We start from the raw sequence: 13959 nt of genomic DNA, 5'->3' as shown, positions 1-13959 counted from the left end.
ATGGGCTATCTCACCCTCTCGCATGTCGACATGGTCTTCGGCACGGGTGCCACGGCGAACCCGGTGCTCAAGGGCATAGACCTCTCGGTCGCGCGCGGCGAGTTCATCTCGCTGATCGGGCATTCGGGCTGCGGCAAGTCCACCGTGCTCAACATCGTCGCCGGATTGCTGAAGGCGACGAACGGCGGCGTGATCCTGGAAGGCCGCGAAGTGAACGAGCCGGGGCCGGATCGCGCCGTGGTGTTCCAGAACCACTCGCTGCTGCCCTGGCTCACCGTGTACCAGAACGTCGAGCTTGCGGTGGACAAGATCTTCCGCGAGAGCAAGACAAAAGCGCAGCGGCGCGACTGGATCCTGCACAACCTCGAGATGGTGCACATGGAGCACGCGCTCGACCGCCTGCCCTCGCAGATCTCCGGCGGCATGAAGCAGCGGGTGGGCATCGCGCGCGCGCTGGCGATGGAGCCCAAGGTGCTGCTGCTGGACGAGCCGTTCGGCGCGCTGGACGCGCTCACGCGCGCGCACCTGCAGGACGAGGTGATCCGCATCCAGGCGGAACTGGGCAACACCGTGCTGATGATCACGCACGACGTGGACGAAGCCGTGCTGCTGTCCGATCGCGTGGTGATGATGACCAACGGCCCGTCGGCGACGATCGGGCAGATCCTGGACATCGACCTGCCGCGCCCGCGCAACCGCATCGCGCTGGCCGGGGATCCCACCTACAACCACTGCCGCCAGGAGATCCTGTCGTTCCTGTACGAGAAGCAGCGCAAGGTCGAGCCGATCGCGGCGCGCGCTGCTGCGCGCCCGGCACCCCAGGCGGGGGTCGCGCTGCGCGCGTAACACCATGGCCGCCGTCCTGCCGCTCGCCGGCGCCGAAGCGCCACCCCACGACAGCGCGTCCGTGCGCCGCAGCGCGCGATCGCGCTTCGCGTTCGGAAAGTACCGCGAGATCATCATCGCGGTCGCGTTCTTCCTGCTGTTCGACATCGGCGTGCTGGTGCTGAACTTCTATACGTCGTTCAAGATCGACCAGGACACGGTGGCCATCAACCTCGCCGGCCGGCAGCGCTACGTTTCGCAGCGCATCGCGCGCACGCTGCTGGAGCTCGACGCGGCGCGCCTGTCGGGGAAATCGTTCAAGCCCGAAACGCTGGCCGAACTGCGCGCCGGCACGAAGATCTGGCAGACCTCGCATCTCGCCTTCAAGGAGGGCGGGACGCTTCCGGGCGGCGACGGCAAGCCGGTGTACCTCGAAGCCGTGACTTCGCCGCGCGGACGCGAGCTGGAAGCGGCGCTCGACAAGGTCTGGGGTCCGTACTACCGGACGCTGCAGCCGCTGATGACGGACGGCTTCAGCCTCGACGACCTGGCAGCGGCACTCGCCTACAGCCAGGCGAACAACATCCGGCTGCTCAACACCGCCAACGACTTCGTGACCGAGACGCAGGCCCTGGGCGCCTCTCGCGCCAGCACGCTGCGCATGGTGCAGACCGCGGGCGTGCTCCTGGCGCTCCTGAACTTCGTCTTCATCCTCTTCAAGTTCCTGCGCCGGCTGCGGACCTCGGACGCGGCGATCGACGCCGCCAACGAGGAGAACCGCGAAATCCTGACCAGCGTGCGCGAAGGCCTGTTCCTCATCACGCCCGACTTCAGGCTCGGCTCGCAGCTGTCGCAGTCCTCGCACCAGCTCTTCGGCCGCCGCCTCGCGCGCGGCGACAACTTCTTCAGCCTGCTGGCGCCGCTGGTGTCCGAGAAGGCGCTGAACGACGCGCGCGATTACGTGCAGTTGCTGTTCTCGCCGCATGTGAAGGAATCGCTGGTGCAGGACATCAACCCGCTGTCCGAGGTGGAGGCGGTGGTGAAGAACCGACGTGGGCAGGAGACGAAACGGCACCTGTCGTTCCATTTCAACCGCGTGCAGGAAGGCGATGCCGTTCGCCACCTGCTGGTGACGGTGCAGGACATCTCCGAGCGCATCGAGCTCGAGGCGAAACTGAACGGCGAGCGCCAGCGGTCGCAAAAGGAATTCGCGATGCTGCTGCACGCCGTGGACGCCGACCCGGCGTTGCTGCGGCAGTTCGTCGCCCGCGCCGAGGCCAGCCTGCTCGAGGTCAACGACATCATGCGCAGCACGTCGTCCGCGCATGGCGAAGCCGCCGTGCTGTCGCGTATCGACGGGATCGCGCGCCGCATGCACGCGCTCAAGGGCGACGCGTCCACGCTCGGCCTCGAGCTGCTGGCGATGCAGGCGCATGCATTCGAATCCGAGATCCGGCGCATCCGCCAGTCCGGCGGCGATGTGGGCGCGGCGCTGCTCGCCCTGCCCCTGCCGCTGGAAGAGCTGCTCGGCCGCGTCGCGGCACTCAGGACGATCACCGGCATGCACAAGGCGGCACCCGCCGCACCGGAGGCGATCAACGCCGCGCTCGTGCGCCTGGCCGGGACGGTTGCCGCCGAGGAACGCAAGAAGGCCGCGGCCACCGTTCGTGTGGGCAGCATCGCCGACCTGGAGCCCGAGGCGGCCGACCTGGTGCGCGAGATCGCCGTGCAGCTGGTGCGCAACGCGGTCGTGCACGGGATCGAAAAGCCGGGGGACCGCGTGGCGGCAGGCAAGCCCGAATCGGGCCAGGTCGACGTGCAGCTGCTGCGCGGCGAAGACGAATGGACCTTGTGCGTGCGCGACGACGGCGCGGGCCTCGTGGCCGAGCGCGTGCGCGCGAAGCTGCTGGAGCTGGGCTGGTACACGTCCGAGCAGCTCGCGAGCTTCGACGACCGCCAGATCGTCGCGCACATCTTCAAGCCGGGCTTCTCGACGGCCGGCGGCGTCTCGATGCACGCGGGCCGCGGCGTGGGGCTCGACGTCGTGCACGCCAACGTGCAGAAGCTCGGCGCGCGGATGCTGCTCAGTTCCACGCCCGGCCAGTTCACCGAGCTGCGCATCAAGTTCGCCTGAATGGTGAGGCCATGCGACTCATGATCGTCGACGACTCCAACATGATCCGCTCGCGCATCTCGCGGGTGGTGCAAGGCGGCGGCATGCCGGGCGTGACCCTGGTGGGCCTGGCGCGCAACGGCGCGGAGGCCGTGCGCATCGCCAGGTCCACCCGGCCCGATGTGGTGACGATGGATCTCACCATGCCCGAAATGGACGGCGTGCAGTGCATCACGCAGCTGCTGCGCAACGAGCCGAAACTGAAGATCCTGGTGGTCAGTGCCCTGTCCGACAAGTCCACGGCCATCGCCGCGCTCAAGCTGGGCGCGCGCGGCTTCGTCTCCAAACCGTTCAGCGACGACGAACTGCGGCTCGCGCTGCTCGAAGTCGCGGACCTGCGTTGAGGGCGGCGCCATGGACGACCCGCAGGACATCGAACTGAAGCTTTTCGTGGATTCGGTGCGCCGCTACTTCCAGGTCACCACGAAGGAGGAGCCGCAGATCACGTCGGCGTTCCTGGACACGGGCAACGTCGAAGCCTTCGACTTCAACGGCATCGTCAGCTTCTCGGGCTCGCACCATGGGCACGTGATGGTCTCGATGCCCCAGCAACTCCTGCGCGAGCTGCTGATCCTGCAGGGCGAGACCGACCTGTCGGACGGCAACCTGCTGGACGCAGCCGGCGAAATCGCCAACACGCTCGGCGGCAACGCGCGCAACGCGCTCGGCCCGGCGCTGCAGATCTCGGTGCCCATGAAGCTGCACGGCACCTCCGGCATCAGGGCGCGCGTGCGCGAGCGCCCCTGCGTCATCACGCTGCGCTGGAACCGCCAGCCCGCGCTGGTGGTGATCGACATGGAGAAGCGCACCTGAGCGCCCGCTGCGGGGGGCCCGGGCTCATCCCAACAGGACTTGCAGGCTGTGCTCGTAAGCGTCCGTCAGGTGGTCGAACAATGCGAGCAGCTCTTCGCTGGCCGAGGCGATCGCCAGCTGCCCGGCCGGGTTCCCCGCCCTGCGCACGCCGTCCTGCAGGCGCGTCCAGCCATCGCGCGCGTCGCCCAGGCCCTGACGGATCTGCGTGCTCGTGAGGGGAGCCTCCGACAGCGCCGCCATGCCCTGCTCGAACGCCGCGGCGGTCGATCGCAGGCCTTCATCCAGGTCGCTGGCGGGTGCCACGGCGCGCAGCATGGCGAGCTTGGCGTAGCGCTGCGAGAGCATGCGCTGCCGCCCCGAAACGTTGATCACGCCCACGGTCGCCGCCAGGCCCGAGCCCTCCAGCGCGGCCACCAGCGCGTCGGCCTGCACGAGCATCCCTTCGGCCAGCCGATCCAGCTGCGGGAGATCCTCGGGTCGCGGCGGCGCCGACAGCAGTTGCCTGAACGGCTGCCAGCCGACGCGCGCATTGGCCAGCAGGTCGCCGTAGGTCGCCGCGGAGAGCACCTTCTCGAGGCCCGCGAGGTTGTCGTCGACGCGCGCGACGGACTGGCGCATCAGCAGCGTCGCGGACGCGGCTTCGGTGCCGCTGCACGCGAGCGCGTACAGCTTGACCAGTCGCTGCGACAGCATGCGCTGCTGGCCCGCACGATTCATCACCCCGGCGACCAGGGCCGCGTCGATCACGTGACGCGACACCTCGCCCACGCGCTGGTTGCCCTGCATCGAAGCGGTGCGCAGCAGCTGGAACGCTTCGTCCTCGGACATCTGCCGCGAGCGCATCAGGATCCCCTTGGCCTTGTCGACGAGCTTGCGCTCTTCCAGGCGCGCGGTCACGTCCGCCAGCTCGCCCCGCAGCTTGCGCTCGCGCGCGTGGCGCGCCTGGGCCAGGCGCACCAGGGGACGCAGGCGAGCAGGCGCGTAGCCCTGCACCACCCAGGCGTCGGCGCCGGCATCGAGTCCCTGACTCATCCATTCGGCGTCCGTGTCCTGCGTGAAAACGATCACGGCGAGCGGACGTTGCACCTGCAGCATGCGCATCGCCTCTATGAGGCTGGGGTCGGCGCGCGGCTGCCAGCAGGCCACGACCTCGGGGTGGTTGCGCAGCGCATCGCGCACCATGTCGGCGCAAGGGGTCGGTCCGTGCACGGTAAACCCGGCCGCGGCGAAGTCGGCAGCGAGAGTGGGCGCCGGCGCGTCGGGCGGCTGGATCAGGAGAACGGTCGTCACGTGCGACAGCATAGGGCAAGGCAGAACAGCAATCGCTGGCACGTTCCGTGCATCACTCGGATCGACGGGTGCGACGCTGCACCCGGACCGTGCATCGAAGTGCCGGTCTTGCGCACGACGGTGTGTGCTGACAAGTCCCCGCAAGGGGTTCGGGCGTCTGTCGCCCGGACATTGGACCAGACACACACCATGGGCACGTTCAGACATTTTCTTCGCTCCGGCCACGCACCCACGCTCTTCGCGGCGTTCCTGTACTTCGGCTTCTCGTGCGGGATCTGGGTACTCAACGGTGCGATGGCGCCTTTCATCAGCGAGACCTACGGCCTCACGCCCGCGCAGAAGGGGCTGATGCTGTCGATCCCGATCTTCGCCGGCGCCCTCATGCGCTTTCCGCTGGGCGTGCTCGCCCAGTACATCGGCCGCAAGCGGGCCACGCTGGTCGAGATGGCGATGATCTGCGTGGCGATGCTGTTCGGCCTGCTGTTCGTCCACAGCTTCAACGACCTGCTGGCGATGGGCGTGCTGCTGGGCATCGCGGGCGCGAGCTTCGGCGTGGCGCTCTCGCTGGGCGCGGGCTCGTTCCAGCCGCAACACAAGGGCCTCGCGATGGGCATCGTCGGGGCGGGCAACGTCGGCACGGCGGTGTCGGTGCTCATCGCGCCGCCGCTCGCGCAATGGCTGGGCTGGCAGACGGTCTACGGCGTCGCGGCCTTCGCCATCCTGATCCCCATGGCCGTGATGATCGTCTTCGCGCGCGAGCCTCAGGACCTGGACCAGCATGCATCCCTGCGCGAGCACGTTGCCTGCCTGTTCGAGCGCGACGGCTGGGCGTTCAGCCTGATCTACGCCGTCACCTTCGGCGGATTCATCGGCCTCACGAGCTTTCTGCCCTCCTATTACTTCGACCAGTTCGGCGTGAGCAAGGTGCAGGCGGGACAGCTCACGATGCTCGCCGCCTTCATGGGCGCGGCGCTGCGCGTGGCCGGCGGCTGGATTTCCGACCGCTGGGGCGGCGTGAACACGCTGACGGTGGTGCTGCTCGTCGTCGCGGGTTCGCTCTTCGGCGCGGCCTTCCTCGATCGCTCGCTCGCGGCGACCACGCTGCTGTTGATGCTGTGCTTCGCGGCCCTGGGCGCGGGCAACGGCGCCGTGTTCCAGCTGGTGCCGCTGCGCTGGCCGACGACGACGGCCGTGGCCGGCTCGATGATCGGCGAGATCGGCGCGCTGGGCGGCGGGCTGGTCCCGAACATCATGGGCACCTCCAGGCAGAACCTGGGGGCCTACAGCTGGGGCTTCGCGACCTTCGCGATCGCCGCGCTGGTGGTGCTCGTCGTGATGCGGATGATGCAGATCCGCTGGACCCGCACCTGGGCCGAGAAGGGCGGCCGGGCCCGCGCGGTGCCTGCGCCCTCGTCCACACCGCTGGGCCGGGAACGGAGCGCCTGAATGAATTCAGCGCGGCAGGAACAGCAGCCAGTACACGAGCAGGAGGTTGAGCGCCGCCGAAACGGCGAGCGCCACCTTCCAGACGGCCGCGGGATCGCGCGCGACGAGCGGCGTGGCCGGCGCGGCATCGAGCGGGCGGGACGCGCCGCGCTCGAGGGCCAGCACGAATTCCTCCGCCGTTTCGAAGCGCTGCCTCGGATCGAGCGCGACGGCCTTCAGCACGACATGGTCCAGCCAGATCGGCACGTCAGGCCGCAGGCGCGAGGGCGCGCGCGGGTCGCGCCTGAAGCGTGCGCGCTGGTAGGGCTCGATCTCGCCGTACGGCAGGCGGCCGGTGAGCCACTGGTACAGCGTGACACCCAGCGCGTAGAGATCGCTCTGCGCGCCGGCGCCGGCCGAGCCGCCCTCCTCGTCCCACTGTTCGGGGTTCATGTAGCTGGGGGTGCCGGCATGCAGACGGCGCTGTTCGGCGCTCTCGCGTCCGGAGATGGCGACGCCCAGATCGAGGATGCGCCACGCGCCGTCGTCGCCCAGATGCAGGTTGGCGGGCTTGATGTCGCGATGGACCACGCCGAGCCGATGCAACCGGCCGAGCGCACGTGCGATGGCCGTCGCGCCGTCGACCACCTGCGCGATCGTGAACGCCTGGCGCTGATCGAGCGCCTGCTGCAGCGTGATGCCGCCGTGCCAGTCGAAGACGATGTACAGCGCGCCGGGTTCGGGCCGTTCGCGCACCGCGACGAAACCGCCGACACCACCGGAGACGACGTGCTGCGCGAGCCGCTGGCCCAGCCAGGCTTCGTGCGCGAGCATGGCCCGCTCCTCGGGATCGTTCGCGCGGGACTCGTGCAAGGTCTTGATCGCCACCAGCTCGCCCGATGCGGCACGCGCCTGGTACAGGCGATGCACACCGGTATCGCGCAGCAGCGCGGTGATCACGAATCCATCGAGCTCGTCGCCGACCTTCAGGCGCGGTGCGGCAGGCAGGCTGCGCGCGCGCAGCACGGCGTCGGGCAGGTCGGCGCTGGCAAGCTCGCGCACCTTGATCACGAGGGCGCTCGCGTTGTCGCGGGTGCCGGCATCGACGGCCGCGCGCACCAGGGCTTCGCTCGCCGCCTGCGCTTCGCCGCTGCCCGCGCGCAGCAGCACCGCCAGCTGCGCGCTGCGCAGCGCGCCGTGCACGCCGTCGCTGGTCAGCACGAACACATCACCGGGCCGCAGCTCGCCCGAGGCGTAGTCCGGATGCACATGCTCGTCGAGGCCCACGGCGCGCGTCACGCGGCTGCGCATGTCGGGATGGTCGAAGACATGGTCCTGCGTCATGGGCTCGCACCGGCCGTCGCGCAGCAGCCAGGCGCGGCTGTCGCCGACATGGGCGAGCGTCCAGCTGTGGCCGCGCAGCACGATCGCCGTGAGCGTCGTCATCGCCGCCTGGTCCGGACGGCGCCGATTGCGCGCCGCCAGCCACGCGTTCTGCGCGCCGATCAGGCGGTCCAGCGCCACGCTGGTGTCCCAGGTTTCCGGCGTGCCGAAGTAATCCTGCAGCAGCGTCATCACGGTGGTCTGGGCTGCTTCGCGCCCGCCGCCGCCGCCGGAAACGCCGTCGGCGACCGCCGCGATCAGTCCGCGGGCCTCGTCCTGCGCGGCCGGCCGCAGCGCGGCGACGAAATCCTCGTTGTGTTCGCGAGGGCCGCGCGCGCTGTACCAGCCGATGTCCACGTCCAGAGCCATGCCGCGATCGTAGCGGTGGAAATGGATCGCGAAGGCACGGAAATTCGTATCGAAGGAGTCCAGCCATGAAGAAGGCAAAACTGGTCATGATCGGCAACGGCATGGCGGGCGTGCGAACGCTCGAGGAGCTGCTGAAGATCGCACCCGACCTGCACGAGATCACCGTGTTCGGCGCGGAGCCGCACCCGAACTACAACCGCATCCTGCTGTCGCCCGTGCTGGCGGGCGAGCAGACGCTAGCCGAGATCGTGCTGAACTCGTGGGAGTGGTACGAACAGAACCAGATCAAGCTGCACACCGGCAAGAAAGTGGTCGAGATCGACCGCGTCCGCCGCGTCGTGCGCGCGGAAGACGGGACCGAGGAGACATACGACCGGCTGCTGCTGGCCACCGGGTCCAACCCCTTCATCCTGCCGGTCCCCGGCAAGGACTTGAAGGGCGTGATCGCGTACCGCGACATCGCGGACACGAACACGATGATCGAAGCCGCCACGCAGTACAAGAAGGCGGTGGTGATCGGCGGCGGCCTGCTCGGCCTGGAGGCCGCCAACGGCCTGATGAAGCGCGGCATGGACGTCACCGTGGTCCACGTCATGCCCTGGCTGATGGAACGACAGCTCGACGACGTGGCGGGCAGGCTGCTGCAGAAGTCGCTGGAGGAGCGCGGCCTGAAGTTCATGATCGGGGCGCACACGCAGGAGCTCGTCGGCGGTGCGGACGGCCGCGTCACGCAGGTGAAGTTCAAGGACGGCTCGGTGGTCGATGCCGACCTGGTCGTGATGGCCGTCGGCATCCGCCCCAGCACGGAGCTGGCCGAGAAGGCGCGCCTGCACTGCAACCGCGGCATCGTCGTCAACGACACGATGCAGACGGTGACCGACGCGCGCATCTACGCCGTCGGCGAATGCGTGAGCCACCGCGGCATCGCGTACGGCCTGGTCGCGCCGCTGTTCGAGCAGGCCAAGGTCGCGGCCAACCATCTCGCGCAGTTCGGCATCGGCCGCTACACCGGCTCGCTCACGTCGACCAAGCTCAAGGTCACCGGTATCGACCTGTTCTCCGCGGGCGACTTCATGGGCGGTGAAGGCTGCGAGGAGATCGTGATGAGCGATCCCTTCGGGGGCGTCTACAAGAAGCTGGTGATCAAGGACGACAAGCTGGTCGGGGCGTGCCTGTACGGCGACACGGTCGACGGCAGCTGGTATTTCAAGCTGCTGCGCGAGGGCCGCAACGTCAGCGAGCTGCGCGACAAGCTGATGTTCGGCGAATCGAACATCGGCGACGCCGGCCACCAGGGCCAGAACAAGGCCGCCGCCATGGCCGACGCCGACGAGGTCTGCGGCTGCAACGGCGTGAGCAAGGGAGCGATCTGCAAGGCGATCAAGGACAAGGGCCTGTTCACGCTGGACGAGGTGCGCAAGCACACGAAGGCCAGCGCCTCCTGCGGCTCGTGCACGGGCCTGGTCGAGCAGATCATCATGTTCACGGCCGGTGGCGACTTTTCCGCGGCGCCCAAGAAGAAGGCGCTGTGCGGCTGCACCGACCACAGCCACCAGGAGGTGCGCGACGCGATCAGGGCCAACAAGCTGCTCACGATCGCCGACGCCATGAAGTTCATGGAATGGCGCACGCCCAATGGCTGCTCCACCTGCCGCCCGGCGCTCAACTACTACCTGATCTCCACCTGGCCGAAGGAGGCCAAGGACGATCCGCAATCGCGCTACATCAACGAGCGCAGCCACGCCAACATCCAGAAGGACGGCACCTATTCCGTCATCCCGCGCATGTGGGGCGGCGAGACGACGGCCGACGAGTTGCGCCGCATCGCCAACGTCGTCGACAAGTACCAGATCCCGACGGTGAAGGTGACGGGCGGCCAGCGCATCGACCTGCTCGGCGTGAAGAAGGAAGACCTGCAAGGCGTGTGGCAGGACCTCGGCATGCCCTCGGGCCATGCGTACGCGAAGGCCCTGCGCACCGTGAAGACCTGCGTGGGCAGCGAATGGTGCCGCTTCGGCACGCAGGACTCCACGCAGATGGGCAAGGACCTCGAGCGCGCGCTGTGGCGCATGTACGCGCCGCACAAGGTCAAGCTCGCGGTCTCGGGCTGCCCGCGCAACTGCGCCGAGTCGGGCATCAAGGACGTCGGCGTGATCGGCGTCGATTCCGGCTGGGAGATCCAGGTGGCCGGCAACGGCGGCATCAAGACCGAGGCCGCGCAGTTCCTCGTGAAGGTGAAGACCGCGGAAGAAGTGCTGGAGTACAGCGGCGCGTTCCTGCAGCTCTATCGCGAGGAAGGCTGGTACCTGGAGCGCACGGTGCATTACGTGCACCGCGTGGGCCTCGATTACGTGAAACAACGGATCCTCGACGACCACGAGGGCCGCAAGGCTCTCTGGGAGCGGCTGCAGTTCAGCCTCGACGGCGAGCCCGATCCCTGGTTCGAACACGACAAGGCGGCGGTGGACACGCGCCAGTTCATTCCGATCAAGCCGGTGGAGGAGACAGCGTGAAGATGAACGAATGGACCGTGATTTGCCGGGTGGAAGACATCCCGGTGCTGGGCGCCCGGCGCGTCGCGCGCCCGCGTGGCATGGCCGTGGCGGTGTTCCGCAACGACCAGGACCAGGTCTTCGCGCTGCTGGACCGCTGCCCGCACAAAGGCGGGCCGCTGTCGCAGGGCATCGTGTTCGGCACCAGCGTGGCGTGCCCGCTGCACAACTGGACGATCGGCCTCGACGACGGCTGCGCGAAAGCGCCCGACGAAGGCTGCGCGACGAAGTTCGCCTGCCGCGTCGAGGGCGGCCAGGTGATGCTGGATCCGATGGAGCTCGCGTCCCTGGCCATCGATGTCGAGCCGCCCAAGGCCGGCCCGCAGAGGTGACATGAAAGAGACAAGGTCCACCTGCCCGTATTGCGGGGTGGGCTGCGGCGTGGTCATCCAGTCGCAGGGCGACCAGATCGTGGGCGTGCGCGGCGATCCGGAGCACCCCGCGAACTTCGGGCGCCTGTGCACGAAGGGATCGACGCTGCACCTCACGGCCGCCGCTTCGGTGACGAAGCAGGTCCGCTTGCGGCATCCCATGATGCGCGAGCAGCGCGGCAGCGGTCCCGTGCGCATCGCCTGGGACAGCGCACTCGGCCTGGCGACGGAGCGCTTCGCGCGCATCATCCGCGAGCACGGCCCGGACGCGGTCGGCTTCTACATCTCGGGCCAGCTGCTCACCGAGGACTACTACGTCTTCAACAAGCTGGCCAAGGGCCTGATCGGCACGAACAACGTCGACACCAATTCGCGCCTGTGCATGAGCAGCGCGGTGGCGGGCTACAAGCAGACGCTGGGGGCCGACGCGCCGCCCAATTGCTACGACGACGTGATGCACGCCGATTGCATCTTCATCGCGGGCAGCAACACGGCCTGGGCGCATCCCATCCTGTTCCGCCGGATCGAAGATGCCAGGAAGGCGAATCCTTCGCTGAAGATCGTCGTGGCCGACCCGCGTCGCACGGAGACGGCCAACGTGGCCGACCTGCACCTCGCGATCCAGCCCGGCACCGACGTGATGCTGTTCCACGGCATGTTGCACGTGATGCTGTGGGAGGGCTGGACCACACCCGACTGGATCGCCGACCACACGAACGGCTTCGACGAACTCAAGACCACCGTGCGCGAATGCACGCCCGAGCTCGTCTCGCAGGTGTGCGGCATCAGCAAGGACGCGCTCTTCGAGGCGGCGAAATTGTTCGCACGCTCGCCCGCGACGCTCAGCCTGTATTGCCAGGGCCTGAACCAGTCCACCAGCGGCACGGCGAAGAACGCGGCGCTGGTGAACCTGCACCTCGCCACCGCGCAGATCGGCCGACCCGGCGCCGGGCCCTTCTCGCTCACCGGCCAGCCGAACGCCATGGGCGGGCGCGAAGTCGGCGGGCTGGCCAACCTGCTCTCGGCCCACCGCGACCTCGCGAACCCGCAGCATCGCGCCGAAGTCGCGGCGCTGTGGGGCGTGCCTTCCGTTCCCGACAAGCCCGGCAAGACGGCCGTGGAGATGTTCCAGGCCGCGGCCGACGGCGAGATCAAGGCGCTGTGGATCGCCTGCACGAACCCCACCCAATCGATGCCCGACCAGGCGACGGTGCGGCGCGCGCTGGAACGCGCCGAGTTCGTCGTCGTGCAGGAGACCTTCTCCACCACGGCGACCTGCGATTACGCCGACCTGCTGCTGCCCGCCACGACCTGGGGCGAGAAGGACGGCACCGTCACGAACAGCGAGCGCCGCATCAGCCGCGTGCGTCCCGCGATCGACAAGCCGGGCAGCGCGCGCCACGACTGGGAGATCGCCGTGGATTTCGCGCGTCGGCTGGAGCGCAAACTCGGCACCGGCACCAGGCTCTTTCCGTACGAGACGCCTGAATCGATCTGGAACGAGCACCGCGAATCCACCCGTGGACGTGACCTCGACATCACCGGCATGAGCTATGCGCTGATCGACGCGAGCCCACAGCAGTGGCCGATGCCCGAGGGGACGACGCACGGCAAAGCGCGCCTGTACGAAGACGGCGTCTTCCCCACGTCCGACGGGCGCGCACGCTTCGCCAACGTGCGGTATCAGCCCGTCGCCGAGCCGCGCGACGCGCGCTATCCGTTCGCGCTCACCACCGGACGCTTGCGCGACCACTGGCATGGCATGAGCCGCACCGGCACGCTGGGACGCCTGTTCGGCCATGTGCCCGAACCCGTGGTGGAGCTCCACCCGCTGGACATGGACCGGCGCGGCGTCCAGGCCGGCGACCTGGTGCATGTCACCAGCCGCCGCGGCTCGCTGATCCTGCCGGTGCAAGCGAGCGAGCAGGTCGCGCTCACGCAGGCATTCATCGCGATGCACTGGGGCGCGGAGTTCCTCTCCGGCTGCTCCAGCACGGGCGACCGCGTCGCGGGCGTGAATGCGTTGACCACCGGTGCGTTCTGTCCCTCCTCGAAGCAGCCCGAGCTCAAGCACGCCGCCGTGAAAGTGCTGAAGGCCGAACTGCCGTGGACCCTGCTCGCCATCGGCTGGCTCCCCGAGGACCGGGCCCTGGCCGCGCGCGAGGAGCTGCGGCACGCGATGGCCGTGTTCCCCTTCGCGTCCTGCGTGCCCTTCGGTCACGAACGCACCGGCCTGCTGCTGCGCGCGGCCGCGTACGAGGCGCCGCCCGACGAAATCGTCGCCCGGGTCGAGTCGCTGTTCGGGCTCGACGTCTCCGACGCGCTGCGCTACGCGGACAAGCGCAAGGGCCAGCGCCGTACGGTGCGCCTGGTGCGCCGCGGCGCCGAAGCGCGGCTCGAAGCCTTCCTGCTGGCGGGCGACACCAGCGCGCAGGCGTGGATGAAGACGCTGCTGGAAGACGAGCTGCCCGCGCAGTCGTACGGGCGTGCGCTGCTGGCGCCCGGCGCCAAGCCGCCATCCGGAGTGGCTTCGCGAGGCCGCGCGATCTGCACCTGCTTCAACGTCACCGACACGCAGATCCGCACATGCCTGGCGGAGAGCACGGGCGACGACGAGCAGCGCCTGGCGCGCCTGCAGGCGCGGCTGCAGTGCGGCACCAACTGCGGCTCCTGCGTGCCCGAGCTCAAGCGCATGGTCCGGGCTGGGCAGCCTCAATTGAGCATATAGCTCGAAGTCATCATCGCTCTGGGACAATGG

General features: G+C 68.8%; 10 protein-coding genes. 8 read left to right on the top strand and 2 right to left on the bottom strand.

The genetic code is table 11. The features are described 5' to 3' along the window. From AC3EF3_RS06225 to AC3EF3_RS06210, 4 genes are read left to right on the top strand one after another with little or no spacing between them, the layout of a single operon-like run. Positions 1 to 846: an ABC transporter ATP-binding protein gene (locus tag AC3EF3_RS06225; RefSeq protein ID WP_488531288.1), complete on the top strand. Its 846-nt coding sequence runs from the start codon at positions 1 to 3 to the stop codon at positions 844 to 846. A 4-nt stretch (positions 847 to 850) separates the two neighbouring features. Further along, positions 851 to 2959 (top strand): ATP-binding protein, encoded by a 2109-nt coding sequence (locus tag AC3EF3_RS06220; protein ID WP_488531287.1) that lies wholly within the window; start codon positions 851 to 853, stop codon positions 2957 to 2959. An 11-nt stretch (positions 2960 to 2970) separates the two neighbouring features. Further along, complete coding sequence (locus AC3EF3_RS06215) at positions 2971 to 3342, top strand: response regulator transcription factor (protein WP_488531286.1); 372 nt, start codon at positions 2971 to 2973, stop codon at positions 3340 to 3342. A 10-nt stretch (positions 3343 to 3352) separates the two neighbouring features. Beyond that, positions 3353 to 3811 carry a chemotaxis protein CheX gene (locus tag AC3EF3_RS06210; protein ID WP_488531285.1) on the top strand — a complete coding sequence of 153 codons (459 nt, stop codon included), beginning with the start codon at positions 3353 to 3355 and terminating at the stop codon, positions 3809 to 3811. 24 nt (positions 3812 to 3835) lie between these two features. On the opposite strand, the gene AC3EF3_RS06205 is transcribed toward AC3EF3_RS06210, so the two are convergent. Beyond that, a complete protein-coding gene (locus tag AC3EF3_RS06205; protein WP_488531284.1) occupies positions 3836 to 5101 on the bottom strand; it encodes a type IV pili methyl-accepting chemotaxis transducer N-terminal domain-containing protein in 1266 nt (421 codons plus the stop codon). Positions 5102 to 5290: 189 nt separating this feature from the next. On the opposite strand from AC3EF3_RS06205, the gene AC3EF3_RS06200 reads away from it, so the two are divergent. Then, a complete protein-coding gene (locus tag AC3EF3_RS06200; RefSeq protein ID WP_488531283.1) occupies positions 5291 to 6547 on the top strand; it encodes an MFS transporter in 1257 nt (418 codons plus the stop codon). Between the two features lie 6 nt (positions 6548 to 6553). Here the strand turns inward: AC3EF3_RS06200 and AC3EF3_RS06195 are convergent, their stop codons facing one another. Next, positions 6554 to 8278, bottom strand: coding sequence for a bifunctional protein-serine/threonine kinase/phosphatase (locus tag AC3EF3_RS06195; protein ID WP_488531282.1), 1725 nt, complete (start codon positions 8276 to 8278; stop codon positions 6554 to 6556). 65 nt (positions 8279 to 8343) lie between these two features. Between AC3EF3_RS06195 and nirB the strand changes: the two genes are divergently transcribed. The 3 genes from nirB to AC3EF3_RS06180 are packed head-to-tail and all read left to right on the top strand — an operon-like array spanning position 8344 to position 13929. Then, positions 8344 to 10791, top strand: coding sequence for a nitrite reductase large subunit NirB (gene nirB, locus AC3EF3_RS06190; protein ID WP_488531281.1), 2448 nt, complete (start codon positions 8344 to 8346; stop codon positions 10789 to 10791). A 2-nt stretch (positions 10792 to 10793) separates the two neighbouring features. Then, positions 10794 to 11162: a nitrite reductase small subunit NirD gene (gene nirD, locus AC3EF3_RS06185; RefSeq protein ID WP_488533742.1), complete on the top strand. Its 369-nt coding sequence runs from the start codon at positions 10794 to 10796 to the stop codon at positions 11160 to 11162. A gap of 1 nt (position 11163) precedes the next feature. Then, positions 11164 to 13929, top strand: a complete 2766-nt coding sequence (locus AC3EF3_RS06180) for a nitrate reductase (protein ID WP_488531280.1) — start codon at positions 11164 to 11166, stop codon at positions 13927 to 13929. The last annotated feature ends 30 nt before the right edge of the window (positions 13930 to 13959 follow it).

The organism is Ramlibacter sp. GS1-15 (genome assembly GCF_057785015.1).
Note: the sequence above shows the minus strand (reverse complement) of the source record. Positions and strands in the feature narration are given on the sequence as shown.

Bases quoted from the DNA above. Each gene is read 5' to 3' on its own strand.
- AC3EF3_RS06220 (WP_488531287.1), top strand. From the start codon at position 851: ATGGCCGCCGTCCTGCCGCTCGCCGGCGCCGAAGCGCCACCCCACGAC.
- AC3EF3_RS06195 (WP_488531282.1), bottom strand. From the start codon at position 8,278: ATGGCTCTGGACGTGGACATCGGCTGGTACAGCGCGCGCGGCCCTCGC.
- AC3EF3_RS06215 (WP_488531286.1), top strand. From the start codon at position 2,971: ATGCGACTCATGATCGTCGACGACTCCAACATGATCCGCTCGCGCATC.
- AC3EF3_RS06225 (WP_488531288.1), top strand. From the start codon at position 1: ATGGGCTATCTCACCCTCTCGCATGTCGACATGGTCTTCGGCACGGGT.
- nirD (WP_488533742.1), top strand. From the start codon at position 10,794: ATGAACGAATGGACCGTGATTTGCCGGGTGGAAGACATCCCGGTGCTG.
- AC3EF3_RS06210 (WP_488531285.1), top strand. From the start codon at position 3,353: ATGGACGACCCGCAGGACATCGAACTGAAGCTTTTCGTGGATTCGGTG.
- AC3EF3_RS06180 (WP_488531280.1), top strand. From the start codon at position 11,164: ATGAAAGAGACAAGGTCCACCTGCCCGTATTGCGGGGTGGGCTGCGGC.
- AC3EF3_RS06200 (WP_488531283.1), top strand. From the start codon at position 5,291: ATGGGCACGTTCAGACATTTTCTTCGCTCCGGCCACGCACCCACGCTC.
- nirB (WP_488531281.1), top strand. From the start codon at position 8,344: ATGAAGAAGGCAAAACTGGTCATGATCGGCAACGGCATGGCGGGCGTG.